The organism is Microcystis sp., assembly GCF_048564745.1.
Lineage (GTDB): Bacteria > Cyanobacteriota > Cyanobacteriia > Cyanobacteriales > Microcystaceae > Microcystis > Microcystis ichthyoblabe_A.
Genome location: NZ_JBLZRT010000104.1, coordinates 1 through 14278, shown reverse-complemented (window position 1 = coordinate 14278; position 14278 = coordinate 1). Strand labels below are relative to the sequence as shown.

Genomic DNA, 14278 nt, shown 5'->3' with positions numbered 1-14278 from the left:
CTTCTTTCAAAACTATACCTATCAATCGTTTCCCCTTTTTTTAAGTTTCTTCTCTTTTTGTTAAGAAAGATCCGACTAATGGATAGCTTGATAAGGGGGGTGCCGATCCCCCCTGCCCCCCTTGATAAGGGGGGTGCCGATCCCCCCTTAGTCCCCCCTTGATAAGGGGGGTGCCGATCCCCCCTTAATCCCCCCTTAATAAGGGGGGCATCTGATAATTTTTAACGCCTACCTACTTATAAATAGGGTTGGCTGCATATCAGTAGAAGCTTGGCTAGAAAAGGCTTTAATTAGTGATTGCAAAGCGATCGCTAGGCAAGATTGCCAGATAAAATTGAGAAACTGAGCTATATAGGAGCGATCGATCTTTGTGTCCTTTGTGTCTTTGTGGTTCGTTCCACCCCCTAGCCAGTTTTAGAATATATTTTACCCAGAAAACCTAAGAGACCCCCCGATTTTCAGTACAATATTACTGCAATATTAAAAGCAGTGAACGAGTAAACAGCGATGATCACCGGCGAATTAAAATCCAAAATAGATAAACTTTGGACAACCTTCTGGAATAACGGCATTAGTAACCCGCTTTCGGTAATCGAGCAGATTTCCTATTTACTCTTCATCAAGCGCCTAGATGACCTAGAACTAGCTAAGGAGCGTAAATCCCAACGATTAGGCGAAAACCTCGAAAATCCCACCTTTACCCCCAGCCAACAGCATATCCGTTGGTCCCGCTTCAAAAATATCGATGATGCCGAGACAATGCTGCGGATTGTCCGGGATGAAGCGTTTCCCTTTATCAAAGATCTGGGGCAATTGTCCAAGGGTAGCACCTACGCTAAACACATGAAGGACGCGGTGTTTCTCATCGCCTCCCCGGCGCTGCTGGCCACGGTAATCGAACAAATTGAAAAAATCCCCATGGAGGATCGGGACACCAAAGGCGACCTTTACGAGTATATGCTCTCGAAACTGAGTACAGCCGGGACTAACGGACAGTTTCGCACACCGCGCCATATTATCAAAATGATGGTGGAGTTATTAGCGCCGGGACCCCGGGAGGTTATCTGTGATCCGGCCTGTGGCACAGGAGGCTTTTTAGTAGCGGCTGCCGAGTATGTGCGGGAGTTAAAGGACAGCGAGGGGGGACGTTTGCTCCATGAACGCGGCAACCTAGAGCATTTCAATAACCAAATGTTCCACGGTTTTGATTTCGATGGGACGATGTTACGCATCGGCAGCATGAACCTGATGTTACACGGTATTGAGCAGCCGATTATCGAGGCCCGGGATTCCCTATCGGAGGATCACGCCGGGGTAGAGGATAGTTTTACCATGATTCTGGCTAATCCACCGTTTAAGGGTTCGGTGGAGAAGTCCACTATTGCCAAGGATTTATCGAAAATCATCGACACCACTAAAACCGAGTTATTATTCATGGCCCTGTTTTTGCGGTTGCTGAAGACGGGGGGAAAAGGTGCGGTAATTGTGCCAGATGGGGTGCTATTTGGCTCGTCCAAGGCCCATAAGGACATCCGCACCATCTTGGTAGAAGAACATAAGCTAGAGGGGGTGATATCGATGCCGTCGGGGGTGTTTAAACCTTACGCGGGGGTATCTACCGCAATCCTGATTTTTACGAAGCTGGGGGTAAGGGAAAAGGGGACTGACTTCGTTTGGTTTTATGACATGGTGGCGGATGGTTTCTCTCTCGATGATAAGCGCCAACCGATTGCCGATAATGATATCCCGGACTTGCTGCGCTGTTGGCAGCAACGCGACTCCGCTAAGGATACCAATCGCACTTCGACAAAGCTCAGTGACCGCACAGGGAAGGCGTTTTTTGTGCCTCGCGAGGAGATTCAGGCCAATGCTTATGATCTATCAATTAACCGCTATAAGGAGATAGAGTACGAGGAAGTGAGCTATGAGCCGCCGAAGGTGATTTTACAGAAGTTAAAGGCTTTAGAGGCTGATATTCGTCAGGATTTGGACGCATTAGAGGAAATGTTAGGAGATTAGGAGATGAAAAATCTACAGCTAGAGGTTATTCTGCGGGAGATAAAAGATTATTTCCATCTGCTCTATCAAAACCAATTACAGAAAATCGTCCTTTACGGTTCCCAAGCACGGGAAGATGGACGGGAAGATTCTGATATCGATCTTTTGGTCATTCTTTCTGGTGTGGTGGATCCTTATCAGGAAATTGACCGCACGAGTGAATTTATCGCTAGGCTTTGCCTTGATTATAATGTGGTTGTTTCCCGTCATTTTATCTCTGCGGCAAAGTTCCAGAGCGGAGATAATCCATTTCTTGACAACATACGGCGCGAAGGGGTTACGCTATGAGCGATGATTGCATTGGTAGTTTTGCTCAACCGAAAGGATATTTGATTTATGCTGAGAAATAAGATTTGTCGGCATTTAGATTCCAAGAGAGTGGTGGGTTACGCTATCGCTAACCCACCCTACCCATTGAAGGGAGAAGAGTTCATAGTAGGGTGGGTTAGACGGCAACAATCTAGGCATTAAAGTCAATCTAACAATCCGTCGTAACCCACCGCTTTAGTCCACCGAAAGGATATTTGATTTATGCTGAGAAATAAGATTGATCAGGTTTTACACGCATTAAAGGAGATGTTGGGATGAATAGAGATTTATTATCTGGAGAGTACAAGCGCTTTCCAAAACACTGGGAGGTAATTTCATTTACTAAAGCTTTTAAAGATATGACAGGGGGACAAACCAAAATTCCAAAAGGAGATTATTTAGAAAGCGGAGATATTCCCATAATAGATCAGGGGCAAGACTTGATTGGTGGTTATACTAACGAACGCCAAGCTGTATGCGATATAAGACTTCCATGTGTGGTGTTTGGCGACCATACAAAAATATTCAAATTTGTCACCAAACCATTCGCTTTAGGGGCTGATGGTGTCAAGGTATTGAGTGAGGCTAATAATATTGACCCTAAATTTGCGTATTATTTTCTGAATACGCTGAATCTCCCTGATGTCGGCTATAGCAGACATTTCCGCTTTCTGAAAAGAACTTTTTTCCCCCTCCCACCCCTCGAAGAACAGCGAAGAATTGCGGCAATTTTAGATAAAGCAGATGGGGTGCGACGCAAGCGCAAAGAGGCAATTCGGTTGACTGAGGAGTTGTTAAAATCGACTTTCCTAGAGATGTTCGGTGATCCTGTTACTAATCCGAAAGGGTGGGAGATAGCTAAACTCGGTGATTTTGGTAAAATATTGACTGGAAACACTCCTCCTCGTTCTGTCTCAGAAAACTATGGAGACGAAATCGAATGGATTAAGTCGGATAACATCACCACTCCTGAGCATTTTTTGACAGAGGCAGAAGAAAAGCTTTCGGCGAAGGGAAAGAAGATAGCTAGAACTGTCCCTAATGGTTCGGTTCTAGTGACCTGCATAGCTGGAAGTAGATCAAGTATTGGGCGGGCTGCCCTTACTGATAGAGAAGTAGCATTTAATCAACAAATTAATGCTGTGGTTCCAAATTCAGATGTAGATCCGTACTTTTTATACGGCCAGTTATTCGTTGCTCAACATCTTGTGCAAGCACAGTCTACTGATTCAATGAAAGGCATGGTCAATAAGAGCAAATTCTCAAGTATTGAGTTCATAAAACCTCCATCACAAAAACAGCAAAAATTTGGAAAGTGGTTTCTAGGTTTTCATAGATACTACATGAATTTGATCAGTGGAGAGGAACAATCCGAAAATCTCTTTAATTCCCTTTTACAAAGAGCATTTAGGGGGGAACTGTAGCCATGGCAGCTGGCGGATTACTGCCATAATCTTGTGGGAAATGCCATTAAAAAAGACCGTTGGACAATTAACCAAGATTCCTATCATCTCATACTGTCACGAGGGAAAAACCTAGATAAAATAACCGAACTTGCTGTTTTTAAATTGGCAACATTTGGAGTAAAATAATGGAAAAAGTAATTAACAAAGTTAACATCAAAAAGCAAAATAATGACTTTAACTATTGGCAAAAACAATCCTATCAAAAACGATTAGAAGCGTTAGAACAAATTCGCCAACAATACCACCAATATAAATATAATGCTGAACCAAGACTTCAAAGAATTTATACAATTGTTAAACAATAATCAGGTAAAATATTTGGTCATTGGCGGTTATGCTGTAGCGGTGCATGGTCATCCTCGCTATACCAAAGATATTGACATTTGGATCGAAATGAGTTCGGAAAATACCCAAAAATTGATGAGGGCATTAACAGAATTTGGCTTTGGTAGTTTAGGTTTAACTGCGGAAGATTTCCAAACACCAGACCAAATTATTCAATTAGGTTATCCTCCTAGTCGAATAGACTTAATTACCACTCCAGACGGCATAGATTTTATGACCTGCTATCAAACTAAAATAGAAATCAAGATGAATGATGTAGTCGTTAACTTTATTGATTTAGAAAGCCTCAAAAAAAACAAAAAAGCGTCAGGAAGACTACAAGATTTAGCTGACTTGGAAAATTTGTCAAATCGATAATAATTTTCAACCTTTGTGGGAAAAAATTGGCTCTTCTCGACTTTGTGTGATAATCTTTGCTTATGGAATCGTGAAGTGCTTATCGGGCAAGACTTTTAGGACTATTTTGCGGAAGAAACTATCAGTATAGACCTCGTTTCCACACAGAAACCAGAAGAGCCAAAAATTTAGCGAGAGATAGAGATAGCCAAAACTTTGGGAATAATAGAGTTATAGACTGGGGAGCGCAATATGGACTCAAACTTCTCCTTCCTGCGAGATCAATTCCCGACAATCTACGATCATGCCAGCCAAGCGGAGGGATTAGTTTTCAGCAACCCCCGGGCCAGTTGCTTCTATACCCGTTTTGTCCTAGAACAAATGGTCTGCTGGCTCTATAAAAACGACCCCTACCTGCAACCGCCCCGGGACAATAGCCTAGGCGCTCTCATCCACGAGCAAACCTTTAAAGATAACCTTAAACCAGGACTTTTCGGCAAAATTCGCACCATCCACAAAGTCGGCAACAACGCCGCCCACCATGGCAGCCCCATCAGTGAACGGGACTCCCTGCACCTGATCGAGGAACTATTTCATCTCACCTACTGGCTGGTGCGCTACTATGGGCAGAATGGGCGAAAATTGGGCGATATTCGCTTCGATCGCCAGAAGATACCCCCGGCCGCACCCCGCGCTCCCAAACAACTGCAAGACCTAGAAAAACGCCTGTCCCAAAGCGATGCCCTGCGCCAATTGGCCGAAGCAAAACAGCGCCAAACCGAGGCCGAACTGGCAGCCGCTAGGGCCGAACGGGATGCCCTCCTCGCCCAAAATCGAGCGATCGCTGACCAGCACGACTACAACGAAGCCGACACCCGCCGCTACCTGATCGATGTACTACTCCAAGAGGCTGGCTGGGATACCAAAGCAGCCAACGTCACCGAGTTCGAGCTGCAGGGGATGCCCATCCAAAAGCCCGGAGATACCGGACGCGGTTTCGCCGATTATGTACTATGGGGTGACGACGGCAAACCCCTCGCCGTTGTGGAGGCAAAACGCAGCAGCAAAAGCCCCGACAGCGGCCAAAATCAGGCCAAACTCTACGCCGACTGCTTAGAAAAAAACTACAACCAACGCCCCGTTATTTTCTACAGCAACGGCTATGAAACCTATCTCTGGGATGATCTCGCCTATCCCCCCCGTCCCGTCCTCGGTTTCCTGCGAAAAACCGAGCTAGAACGGCTAATTTTCCGCCGTTCCCACCGTAAACGCCTCAGCAACACCGCCATTAACGAGGATATCGTCGGCCGCCCCTACCAGAAAGAGGCCATCCGCCGCATTACCGAAACCTTTGAAGAAAAGTGCGCCCGTAAGTCCCTGTTGGTTATGGCCACCGGAACCGGCAAAACCCGAACCGCGATCGCATTGGTGGAACTGCTCAAGAGCGCCAATTGGGTAAACCGAGTCCTGTTTCTGGCCGATCGCAATGCCCTATTAAAGCAAGCCTATCGAGCCTTTCAGCGTCATCTACCCAGCGTTACCGTCCTGCATCTGACCCGCAGCAAGGACGTGACGGGGGCTAACGTCATCTTCTCCACCTATCAAACCATGCTCAACGCCATCGATCGCATGGATGCAGAGGGGCGAATCTTTGGAGTGGGTTATTTTGACCTAGTGATCGTCGATGAAGCCCATCGCTCCATTTATCAGAAATACGGCGAAATATTCGATTATTTCGATGCCCTGCTGGTGGGGCTAACTGCCACGCCGCGCTCGGAAATAGACCGGGACACCTACCGCATTTTCCAGCTACCCCAGGGCTTGCCTACCTTCGCCTACGAGTTAAATGATGCCGTTAGGGATGGCTACCTCGTCCCCCCCAAGGGCGTTACTGTGCCGTTTAAGTTTCTGCGTACTGGGGTTAAATACAGTGAGCTAACCCCGGAGGAGCGGCTAGACTACGAGGAGAAGTTCCGGGACGAGGAAAGCGGCGAACTACCGCAGGCAATTAACGCAGCTGCCTTTAATCACTGGTTGTTCAATATCGACACCGTGGATCAAGCATTAGAATTATTGATGCAACGGGGGCTAAAGGTCAACAGTGGCGATCGATTGGGTAAAACGATTATTTTTGCCCGTAATCACCGACACGCCCAATGTATCTGCGATCGCTTTAACAGTAACTATCCTCACTACAAAGGTCATTTCGCCAAAATTATTGACAGTCACGACAAATACGCCCAGAGTCTGCTCGATGACTTCAGCGAAGCCAACAAAGAACCGATTTTGGCCGTCTCGGTGGATATGCTCGATACCGGCGTAGATGTGCCGGAAGTGGTCAATTTGGTCTTTTTTAAGCCCGTATTCTCCCGGGTGAAGTTCAATCAGATGATCGGGCGCGGGACCCGTCTCTGTCAGGATTTGTTTGGTCCTGGCAACCATAAAACCGAGTTTCTGGTCTTCGACCTCTGCGGTAATTTCGAGTATTTCGAGCAGGATATCGATGAAACAAGCCAGAAAATACCCGAAAGCCTCACCAGTCGCCTAGTTAAACATCGCCTCGAGTTGGCAACCCGTCTCGCTCCCTCTAAGCAAAGCGCGACACCTAGAGCAAGAGAGCAGTCCTCTACTTACAAAGTCGATCGATCCGGCGACCTATACACGAGTTTGCTCGATGCACTCCATCAACACATCGCCACCATGCCCCGGGATAATTTCCTCGTGCGTCGTCGCTTGCCGCAGGTGGAAACCTTTAGTCAGCGCCAGCGTTGGAACAACCTCAGTCAGGAGGACGCGGCCACCATTGCCGACTCCTTGGCCGGTTTACCCAATAGTCTGCCCAATGAGGATCCCCTGACCAAGGAATTCGACCTTCTCTGTGTGAAACTGCAATTAGCCATTCTCAAGGCCGACCGTAGTTATGAGCGATTGCGGGACAAAGTGCGGGATATTCTCTGTCAACTGGAGACTAAACCCGATATACCGATGATTAAGGGACAATTGGCCTTTATTCGCGAGGTGCAGGACGAAAGCTGGTGGACCGGCGCAACGCCGTCAATGGTGGAGGGGATTCGGGTGCGTGTCCGGGATCTGGTCAAGTTTATCGATCGCCAAAAGCAGCAGATCGTGATCACCGATTTTGTCGATGAGATGGGAGAGGTGCAGATTGTCGATATTCCCAACACTTCGACACGGCTCAGTGACCTCCATCAGACCGGTTTTAGTCGTGAACAGTATCGCCGGAAAGTCGAGGCCTATATCCGTCAGCATCAGGATCACCTTGCGATCGCTAAGTTGCGGCGCAATATCCCCCTAACGGAGACGGATTTATCTGCCCTAGAGGAGATGCTATTTTCGGCCGCAGAAATTGAGAGCCGTCAGCGTTTTGAGGAGGTTTTTGGCCAGACAAAAAGCCTCAAGCTTCTGATCCTGGAAATCGTCGGACTTGATCCCGCAGGGATCCGCGTAGCGGCACGCCAAGCGGCTAAACAAGCTTTTGCCCGTTATTTGCAGGGGACAAACTTCTCGGCCAATCAAATCCGTTTTATCGAAAATATCATCGATATGCTCGCTAAAAACGGAGTTATCAATCCGGGGGCGCTCTACGAGCCTCCTTTTACTGATAACCATCCCGAAGGTCTAGATGGGATGTTTAATGATCAGGAAGCTGATCGGATCGTCTCGATTTTGCGATCGTTTAACCAGTCCGTTGATGCGGTTTAAGAACAAGCGCGGATGAAGAAATAAAAGCATGAAAACTGACACGATTTTTTATCAACTCTTTCAATCATTCCCCTCTATCTTCTTTGAATTAATTCAACTCCCCATCAACGAAGCCAATAACTACCGCTTTGACTCAGTGGAAGTCAAACAACTTTCTTTTCGTCTCGATGGAGTCTTTTTGCCTCAAAATAATAACCCCCAGACTCCTATCTACTTCTGTGAGGTACAATTTCAAGAAGATGAGGCTTTTTATCAGCGCTTTTTCACCGAAATATTCTTATATCTCAGTAAAACTGACTTAACCAATGATTGGCGGGGTGTGATTGTCTATCCTAACCCTCAAGTAGAAACCGATAAAGTTCAACGCTATCGGGAACTTCTCAACTCCGAGCGAGTGAGACGGATTTATCTGAATGAACTAGAAAACATTCCTCAAACTTCGATTGGTTTAGCTACAGTCCAATTAATCACCCTATCTAAGGCAAAAGCGATTGATAGCACCCGAAAATTAATCCAAAGAGTGAGAGAAGAATTAACCCCCGACCAAAAACCCCAAGAACTCTTACAATTAATAGAGACGATTCTCGTTTATAAGTTACCACTTCTCAATCGTCGGGAGATAGAAACTATGTTTAGTTTAGATGAATTAAAACAAACTCAGTATTTTCAAGATGTGCGCGAGGAAGCGCGTCAGGAAGGTCGTCAGGAAGGTCGTCAGGAAGGTCGTCAGGAAGGCAGACTAAACAAAGCACTAGAGGCGGTCCCTCGTTTGTTAGCCTTAGGGTTAAGCGTTGAGCAAGTCGCATCCGCCTTAGAATTAGAGGTTAAACAGGTTAGAGCTATACAAAAAGGGGCATAAAAAAAGCGATCGCCTTGTAATATCATTTTTCAAAAGTGATGACAGACTTAGTTGATTATTCCAAAGCGCAATTCCGCTCTCGGACAGGAATTGCGCTTTTAGATGTTAGTCACGACTATTGAAAATTGGTATAAAATAAGAGCATGAAAACTGACACGATTTTTTATCAACTCTTTCAATCATTCCCCTCTATCTTCTTTGAATTAATTCAACTCCCTGGTTTAAGTATTCTCAATGTTAGTAAAATCCAATAATCCCAGTAATGCTAGTATATTTGAGCAATACCCACAAATTTCGATGATGTAATTGTAATAACTGATCACTGATCACTGATCAGCCATTCCGATGCCCTTTCTCCTAGATCTAGGGGCAGACTAACCGCTTTACCGAGACGGGGACGCTCACGGGTTTCGCGGATAAAAGCTTGAAATTGACTAACACCACCCCATTCGTGGAGATAACTAGCGATCGCATTGAGATGTTCCAAATATTCAGACTCGGAGAGGGGAAAAGAAGCTTGTTCGAGATATTTCCACATTACCTGGACATGAACCTTATCTTTGATGCGTCGTAGCTGGATATCGTAGGAACGACCCCATTTTTCTAGTAATAATTGCTGTAAGTCCACACCCGTCATGGTTGATATCGCTTCTCAGATGTCAGTCAGTCAATTAATTCTAACTTACTTTTAGCTGCTGCCCCTAGGTTAGTTCACCGCGCTTCGATTCGGACAAATTCCCATAAAAAAGTTTTTTTCGGTACAGCGAGTATGTAAAATGGAATGTTGATCTTTCTTGGCCTAAACAGCATTTCATGATTTCGAGTAACGACTTTCGGAGTGGCACAACCATCCAGATCGATGGCTCTGTCTGGCGGGTGGTGGAATTCCTGCACGTCAAACCGGGTAAGGGATCGGCCTTCGTGCGAACCAAGTTAAAAAATGTCCAGACCGGCAACGTGGTAGAACGGACGTTCCGGGCGGGGGAAACCTTGCCCTCAGCCACGATCGAAAAGCGTACCATGCAGCATACCTACAAAGAAGGTGATCAGTTTGTCTTCATGGACATGGAGACTTTTGAGGAAGCAACTCTCACCCCGGTACAAATGGGCGAGAGAGCCAAGTATCTGAAAGAAGGAATGGAAGTTAATATTCTCTTTTGGAATGAGCAAGTGTTAGATGTGGAATTGCCCACCTCGGTAATCTTGGAAATCACCGATACAGATCCGGGAGTCAAGGGAGATACGGCCACCGGTGGCACCAAACCGGCGATCGTAGAAACGGGAGCGCAGGTAATGGTTCCCCTGTTTATTTCCATCGGTGAAAGGATTAAAGTGGATACCCGGGATGGTTCCTATCTGGGACGGGAATAACTGTGATGAGAAGCCCAGAAATGAGGCATTAGGGACGGGTTTAGGACTAAAGCCAGTGTTTCTGAGCCTGTTTCCCAAAACTTAGCCGCTAGATGGGAAAAATCGACGGTTTGGTGGGTGCGAATTTGGATTTGTTGCTTTTTATTTGCGGGGGGATTTCAGAGCGGTGACTATTGATTACAACGAAATTCGAGAACTGATCAAAACATTGGCAGCAACGGATATCAGTGAATTTAGCCTGAAAAGTGGAGATTTAGAGCTAAATATCCGCAAAGGAACCGTTAATACTGCCCTTAGTCCTCTCTCCGCTCCCTTACCGGTGGTGACAGCCCCGGTCGCCCCTCCAGTGGTAGCCGCCAGTCCCACCCCGGCCTCGGAAACCCCCACCCCCGAACCTGTGGCCGCCGCTATTGATAAAAAATGGCTGGCGATTACCTCTCCCATGGTCGGCACTTTTTATCGCGCTCCCGCTCCCGATGAACCCTCTTTCGTGGAAAAAAACGATCGAGTCCGGGTCGGACAAACGGTCTGTATCATCGAAGCGATGAAGTTGATGAACGAAATCGAAGCGGAAGTGGCCGGGCAAATCGTCGAAATCGCCGTCGCTAACGGTGAACCGGTAGAATTTGGCCAGACGTTAATGTGGGTTAATCCCGAATAGATAGAATGAAAGCTATCCTCATGACCGCCGTGGATGTCCTGCAGCTTCAGCAAGTCCCCACCCCGAAAATTAGTCAACCGCATCAGGTTTTAGTAGCATTAAAAGCGGCTGGTGTCAACCCTATTGATACAAAAATTCGTAAACGCGGCACTTTTTACCCCGAGCAAATGCCAGCCATTTTGGGCTGTGACGGGGCGGGAATTGTCGAGGCCGTTGGGACGGCAGTGCAGGATTTTCGCCCCGGGGATGAAGTGTACTTTTGTAGCGGCGGACTGGGCAGGGCTGGCACGGGAAATTATGCCGAATATGCCCTAATCGACGCGGATTATCTGGTCCACAAGCCGAAATCTCTTTCTTTTGCCGAGGCGGCCGCTGTACCTTTGGTTTTAATCACCGCTTGGGAAGCACTCTACGATCGCGCTCGTCTCCAGTCGGGACAAAGCGTACTTATTCATGGCGGGGCCGGGGGTGTTGGTCATGTCGCGATTCAATTGGCGAAATTGAAGGGGGCTAAAGTTTATACAACGGTGGGAAATAGCGATAAAGAGCGTTTAGTGCGGCAATTAGGGGCAGATTACCCGATTTTATACAAACAAACCGATTTTGTCGCGGCGATACTTGAACAAACCGCAGGGAAAGGAGTAGATATCGCTTTTGATACGGTGGGAGGGGAAACTTTTAGGCAAACTTGCCGAGCGGTGCGAGTGTACGGCGATATGGTGACGATTTTGGAACCTACGGGCAGCTGGAAGGAAGCACGCGATCGCAATTTGCGGATTAGTTTAGAATTAATGTTAACCCCGGCTTTGATGGGACTGCCAGAAGCGCAAAAATATCAAACAGAAATTCTCAGACAAGGGGCGCGTTTAATTGACGAGAAAAAGTTAACTATTCATCTCTCCCAAACCTTCCCTTTAGCGGCAGCTATCAGCGCCCATCAATTGCTAGAAACTGGTTCGGTGACGGGGAAAATAGCCCTAATTATCGACTAGAAATCTGCTTGTTACTACTGGTGAGCAGCAGAAGTTGTTAAAGGAGGGAGAAGGCAACCCACCGCTACACTTTTGCCAATCGGTCAACCTGATTACGTTAAAATCAAAAGCAGGATACTGTGTATGACGGAAAAACTCGATGAACTCAGTGATTAAAGCGGTACAAACTGCCTATTATGGGGATGCAGCCTATCGGACACCACCACCGGACTTAGAATCTCTCCTGCTCAAAGAGAGAATTGTCTATCTGGGGTTGCCTTTATTTTCCTCCGATGATGTCAAGCGCAATGTCGGGGTGGACGTGACGGAATTAATTATCGCCCAACTGCTCTACCTGCAATTTGACGATCCCGAAAAACCGATTTTCTTCTATATCAACTCTACCGGCACATCCTGGTACACCGGCGACGCGATCGGCTACGAAACCGAAGCTTTCGCCATCTGTGACACCCTCAACTACATTAAACCTCCCGTTCATACTATCTGTATCGGGCAGGCCATGGGAACTGCAGCGATGATTCTTTCCGCAGGAACCAAGGGTTTTCGCGCCTCCTTACCCCACGCTACCATCGTTCTCAACCAAAATCGCACCGGGGCCCAGGGACAAGCCACCGATATCCAGATTCGTGCCAAGGAGGTAATCGCCAACAAACAGACGATGTTGGAAATTTTCTCGAAAAATACGGGTCAAACCACCGAAAAACTGGCGAAAGATATGGATCGCACCTTCTATCTCACCCCACAACAGGCGAAAGACTACGGATTAATCGATCGCGTTCTCGAAAGTCGCAAGGAACTACCGAAACCCCTCGCCCAAGTTAGTTAAGATTTATTACAAATTAGCAGGAGTTGTTACCAATTATGCCTATCGGTGTGCCAAAAGTTCCCTACCGTCTGCCAGGTAGCCAATACGAACAGTGGATTAGCATTTACAGCCGTCTTTCGGTGGAACGCATTCTTTTTTTGGGGCAGGAAGTCACCGACGGGTTAGCCAATGCCCTTGTGGCCCAAATGCTTTATCTCGACTCGGAAGACCCCACTAAACCCATCTATCTCTATATCAACTCGCCGGGGGGTTCCGTTACCGCTGGTATGGCCATCTACGACACCATGCAGTACATCAAAGCGGAAGTGGTGACTATCTGTGTGGGATTAGCGGCCTCTATGGGAGCATTTTTACTGGCTTCTGGTAGTCCGGGTAAGCGTCTCGCCCTTCCCCATGCGCGGATTATGATTCACCAACCCATGGGCGGAACTGGGCGCCGGCAAGCGACGGATATCGACATTGAAGCTAAGGAAATCCTGCGTATTCGCCAGCAATTAAACGAAATTATGGCTAATCGCACCGGACAAACCATCGAACGCATCGAAAAAGACACGGACCGCGATTATTTCCTCTCCGCCGAGGAAGCCGTCGCCTACGGTTTAATCGATAAGGTGGTGGAGGGAAGACCGGCTTAAGTCAGCCAGAGGTTAGAACAGGCGAGAAACCTGTTCTAACTGCCATTGGAGAAACTTCCTTAGATGGTAGGTCGGTTTATCGGATAATCCCATAAGAGGATATCTGTTGGGTATGGAATTTTTAGCAACTTTAGAAACAGGCTTGATCTCTGCGGTGGCAATCATCAAGTTTTGCCTAGAAAGTATTTCGATCGCTTGTGTGGTGATCGGATTAATTAAAACCCTACAATTAGCTTGGCAGTCTAATCGTCACCGTCGCAGTCTTCCCCCTTTTTCCTTCAATCAAATTCGCATTCGTTTTGGTACTTGGCTATCTTTAGCCCTAGAGTTTCAGTTAGGTGGAGACATCGTGGCTACTACCGTCACACCTACTATAGAAGCCTTGGCACAACTCGCCCTCATCGCTATTATCCGAACTTTCCTCAACTATTTCCTCAGCCAAGAATTGGAAACGGAATTGTCCATGGAAAAAGAGCGATCGCAACTAGCAGCCCAGGACAATCTCAGGGATTTTTAATGCCAAAAAAGGTGAGTTGACAATCACCTGACACTAAAAGACTTGCGCTTTGATAATGTACCTTTTGGGCGAACGCAGTTCGCCCCTACATTGTGGACAAAATCCGTTACTGTAGGGGCGCAAAGCTTGCGCCCTCCGATCGATCAGGTTTGCTGATCACCCTAAGTAGGGCGAGAGCCT

14 protein-coding genes and 1 pseudogene are annotated in these 14278 nt (G+C 47.0%); 14 read left to right on the top strand and 1 reads right to left on the bottom strand.

Features of this window, described 5'->3' with window-relative positions; genetic code table 11:
* Nucleotides 1–507: 507 nt before the first annotated feature.
* The 8 genes and pseudogenes from ACOCD9_RS12215 to ACOCD9_RS12180 all read left to right on the top strand — a co-directional run.
* Nucleotides 508–2019, top strand: coding sequence for a type I restriction-modification system subunit M (locus ACOCD9_RS12215; protein ID WP_419547589.1), 1512 nt, complete (start codon nt 508–510; stop codon nt 2017–2019).
* A 3-nt stretch (nt 2020–2022) separates the two neighbouring features.
* Nucleotides 2023–2346 (top strand): nucleotidyltransferase domain-containing protein, encoded by a 324-nt coding sequence (locus tag ACOCD9_RS12210; protein ID WP_002750888.1) that lies wholly within the window; start codon nt 2023–2025, stop codon nt 2344–2346.
* 296 nt (nt 2347–2642) lie between these two features.
* Entirely contained in the window at nt 2643–3791 is a 1149-nt protein-coding gene (locus tag ACOCD9_RS12205; protein WP_419547587.1) for a restriction endonuclease subunit S, read from the top strand.
* A gap of 167 nt (nt 3792–3958) precedes the next feature.
* Nucleotides 3959–4138 (top strand): hypothetical protein, encoded by a 180-nt coding sequence (locus tag ACOCD9_RS12200; RefSeq protein WP_002746635.1) that lies wholly within the window; start codon nt 3959–3961, stop codon nt 4136–4138.
* On the top strand, nt 4092–4535 hold the full coding sequence (locus tag ACOCD9_RS12195; RefSeq protein WP_287700912.1) for a DUF6036 family nucleotidyltransferase: 444 nt from the start codon (nt 4092–4094) through the stop codon (nt 4533–4535). The genes ACOCD9_RS12200 and ACOCD9_RS12195 overlap by 47 nt, the downstream gene beginning before the upstream one ends.
* A 231-nt stretch (nt 4536–4766) precedes the next feature.
* Nucleotides 4767–8237: a DEAD/DEAH box helicase family protein gene (locus tag ACOCD9_RS12190; RefSeq protein WP_419547585.1), complete on the top strand. Its 3471-nt coding sequence runs from the start codon at nt 4767–4769 to the stop codon at nt 8235–8237.
* 28 nt (nt 8238–8265) lie between these two features.
* On the top strand, nt 8266–9096 hold the full coding sequence (locus ACOCD9_RS12185) for an Rpn family recombination-promoting nuclease/putative transposase (RefSeq protein ID WP_287700916.1): 831 nt from the start codon (nt 8266–8268) through the stop codon (nt 9094–9096).
* A 143-nt stretch (nt 9097–9239) separates the two neighbouring features.
* Nucleotides 9240–9314: pseudogene (locus tag ACOCD9_RS12180) on the top strand (DUF2887 domain-containing protein); the annotation flags it as partial.
* 101 nt (nt 9315–9415) lie between these two features.
* Here the strand turns inward: ACOCD9_RS12180 and ACOCD9_RS12175 are convergent.
* Nucleotides 9416–9733, bottom strand: coding sequence for a DUF3067 family protein (locus tag ACOCD9_RS12175; RefSeq protein ID WP_287659911.1), 318 nt, complete (start codon nt 9731–9733; stop codon nt 9416–9418).
* Between the two features lie 176 nt (nt 9734–9909).
* Between ACOCD9_RS12175 and efp the strand changes: the two genes are divergently transcribed.
* The 6 genes from efp to ACOCD9_RS12145 all read left to right on the top strand — a co-directional run bounded on the left by efp (nt 9910) and on the right by ACOCD9_RS12145 (nt 14098).
* A complete protein-coding gene (gene efp, locus ACOCD9_RS12170; protein ID WP_002750882.1) occupies nt 9910–10467 on the top strand; it encodes an elongation factor P in 558 nt (185 codons plus the stop codon).
* A 166-nt stretch (nt 10468–10633) separates the two neighbouring features.
* Complete coding sequence (gene accB, locus ACOCD9_RS12165) at nt 10634–11128, top strand: acetyl-CoA carboxylase biotin carboxyl carrier protein (protein WP_271928495.1); 495 nt, start codon at nt 10634–10636, stop codon at nt 11126–11128.
* 5 nt (nt 11129–11133) lie between these two features.
* A complete protein-coding gene (locus ACOCD9_RS12160; RefSeq protein WP_419547583.1) occupies nt 11134–12120 on the top strand; it encodes a zinc-dependent alcohol dehydrogenase family protein in 987 nt (328 codons plus the stop codon).
* Between the two features lie 139 nt (nt 12121–12259).
* The gene (locus tag ACOCD9_RS12155; RefSeq protein ID WP_002746650.1) at nt 12260–12946 is read left to right on the top strand and encodes an ATP-dependent Clp protease proteolytic subunit; all 687 of its coding nucleotides are present in this window, start codon (nt 12260–12262) and stop codon (nt 12944–12946) included.
* Nucleotides 12947–12981: 35 nt separating this feature from the next.
* A complete protein-coding gene (locus ACOCD9_RS12150) occupies nt 12982–13581 on the top strand; it encodes an ATP-dependent Clp protease proteolytic subunit (RefSeq protein ID WP_002734165.1) in 600 nt (199 codons plus the stop codon).
* Nucleotides 13582–13693: 112 nt separating this feature from the next.
* Entirely contained in the window at nt 13694–14098 is a 405-nt protein-coding gene (locus ACOCD9_RS12145; RefSeq protein ID WP_002762845.1) for a DUF1622 domain-containing protein, read from the top strand.
* Nucleotides 14099–14278 lie beyond the last annotated feature (180 nt).

Bases quoted from the DNA above. Each gene is read 5' to 3' on its own strand.
- ACOCD9_RS12215 (WP_419547589.1), top strand. From the start codon at position 508: ATGATCACCGGCGAATTAAAATCCAAAATAGATAAACTTTGGACAACC.
- ACOCD9_RS12210 (WP_002750888.1), top strand. From the start codon at position 2,023: ATGAAAAATCTACAGCTAGAGGTTATTCTGCGGGAGATAAAAGATTAT.
- ACOCD9_RS12205 (WP_419547587.1), top strand. From the start codon at position 2,643: ATGAATAGAGATTTATTATCTGGAGAGTACAAGCGCTTTCCAAAACAC.
- ACOCD9_RS12200 (WP_002746635.1), top strand. From the start codon at position 3,959: ATGGAAAAAGTAATTAACAAAGTTAACATCAAAAAGCAAAATAATGAC.
- ACOCD9_RS12195 (WP_287700912.1), top strand. From the start codon at position 4,092: ATGCTGAACCAAGACTTCAAAGAATTTATACAATTGTTAAACAATAAT.
- ACOCD9_RS12190 (WP_419547585.1), top strand. From the start codon at position 4,767: ATGGACTCAAACTTCTCCTTCCTGCGAGATCAATTCCCGACAATCTAC.
- ACOCD9_RS12185 (WP_287700916.1), top strand. From the start codon at position 8,266: ATGAAAACTGACACGATTTTTTATCAACTCTTTCAATCATTCCCCTCT.
- ACOCD9_RS12175 (WP_287659911.1), bottom strand. From the start codon at position 9,733: ATGACGGGTGTGGACTTACAGCAATTATTACTAGAAAAATGGGGTCGT.
- efp (WP_002750882.1), top strand. From the start codon at position 9,910: ATGATTTCGAGTAACGACTTTCGGAGTGGCACAACCATCCAGATCGAT.
- ACOCD9_RS12160 (WP_419547583.1), top strand. From the start codon at position 11,134: ATGAAAGCTATCCTCATGACCGCCGTGGATGTCCTGCAGCTTCAGCAA.
- ACOCD9_RS12155 (WP_002746650.1), top strand. From the start codon at position 12,260: ATGAACTCAGTGATTAAAGCGGTACAAACTGCCTATTATGGGGATGCA.
- ACOCD9_RS12150 (WP_002734165.1), top strand. From the start codon at position 12,982: ATGCCTATCGGTGTGCCAAAAGTTCCCTACCGTCTGCCAGGTAGCCAA.
- ACOCD9_RS12145 (WP_002762845.1), top strand. From the start codon at position 13,694: ATGGAATTTTTAGCAACTTTAGAAACAGGCTTGATCTCTGCGGTGGCA.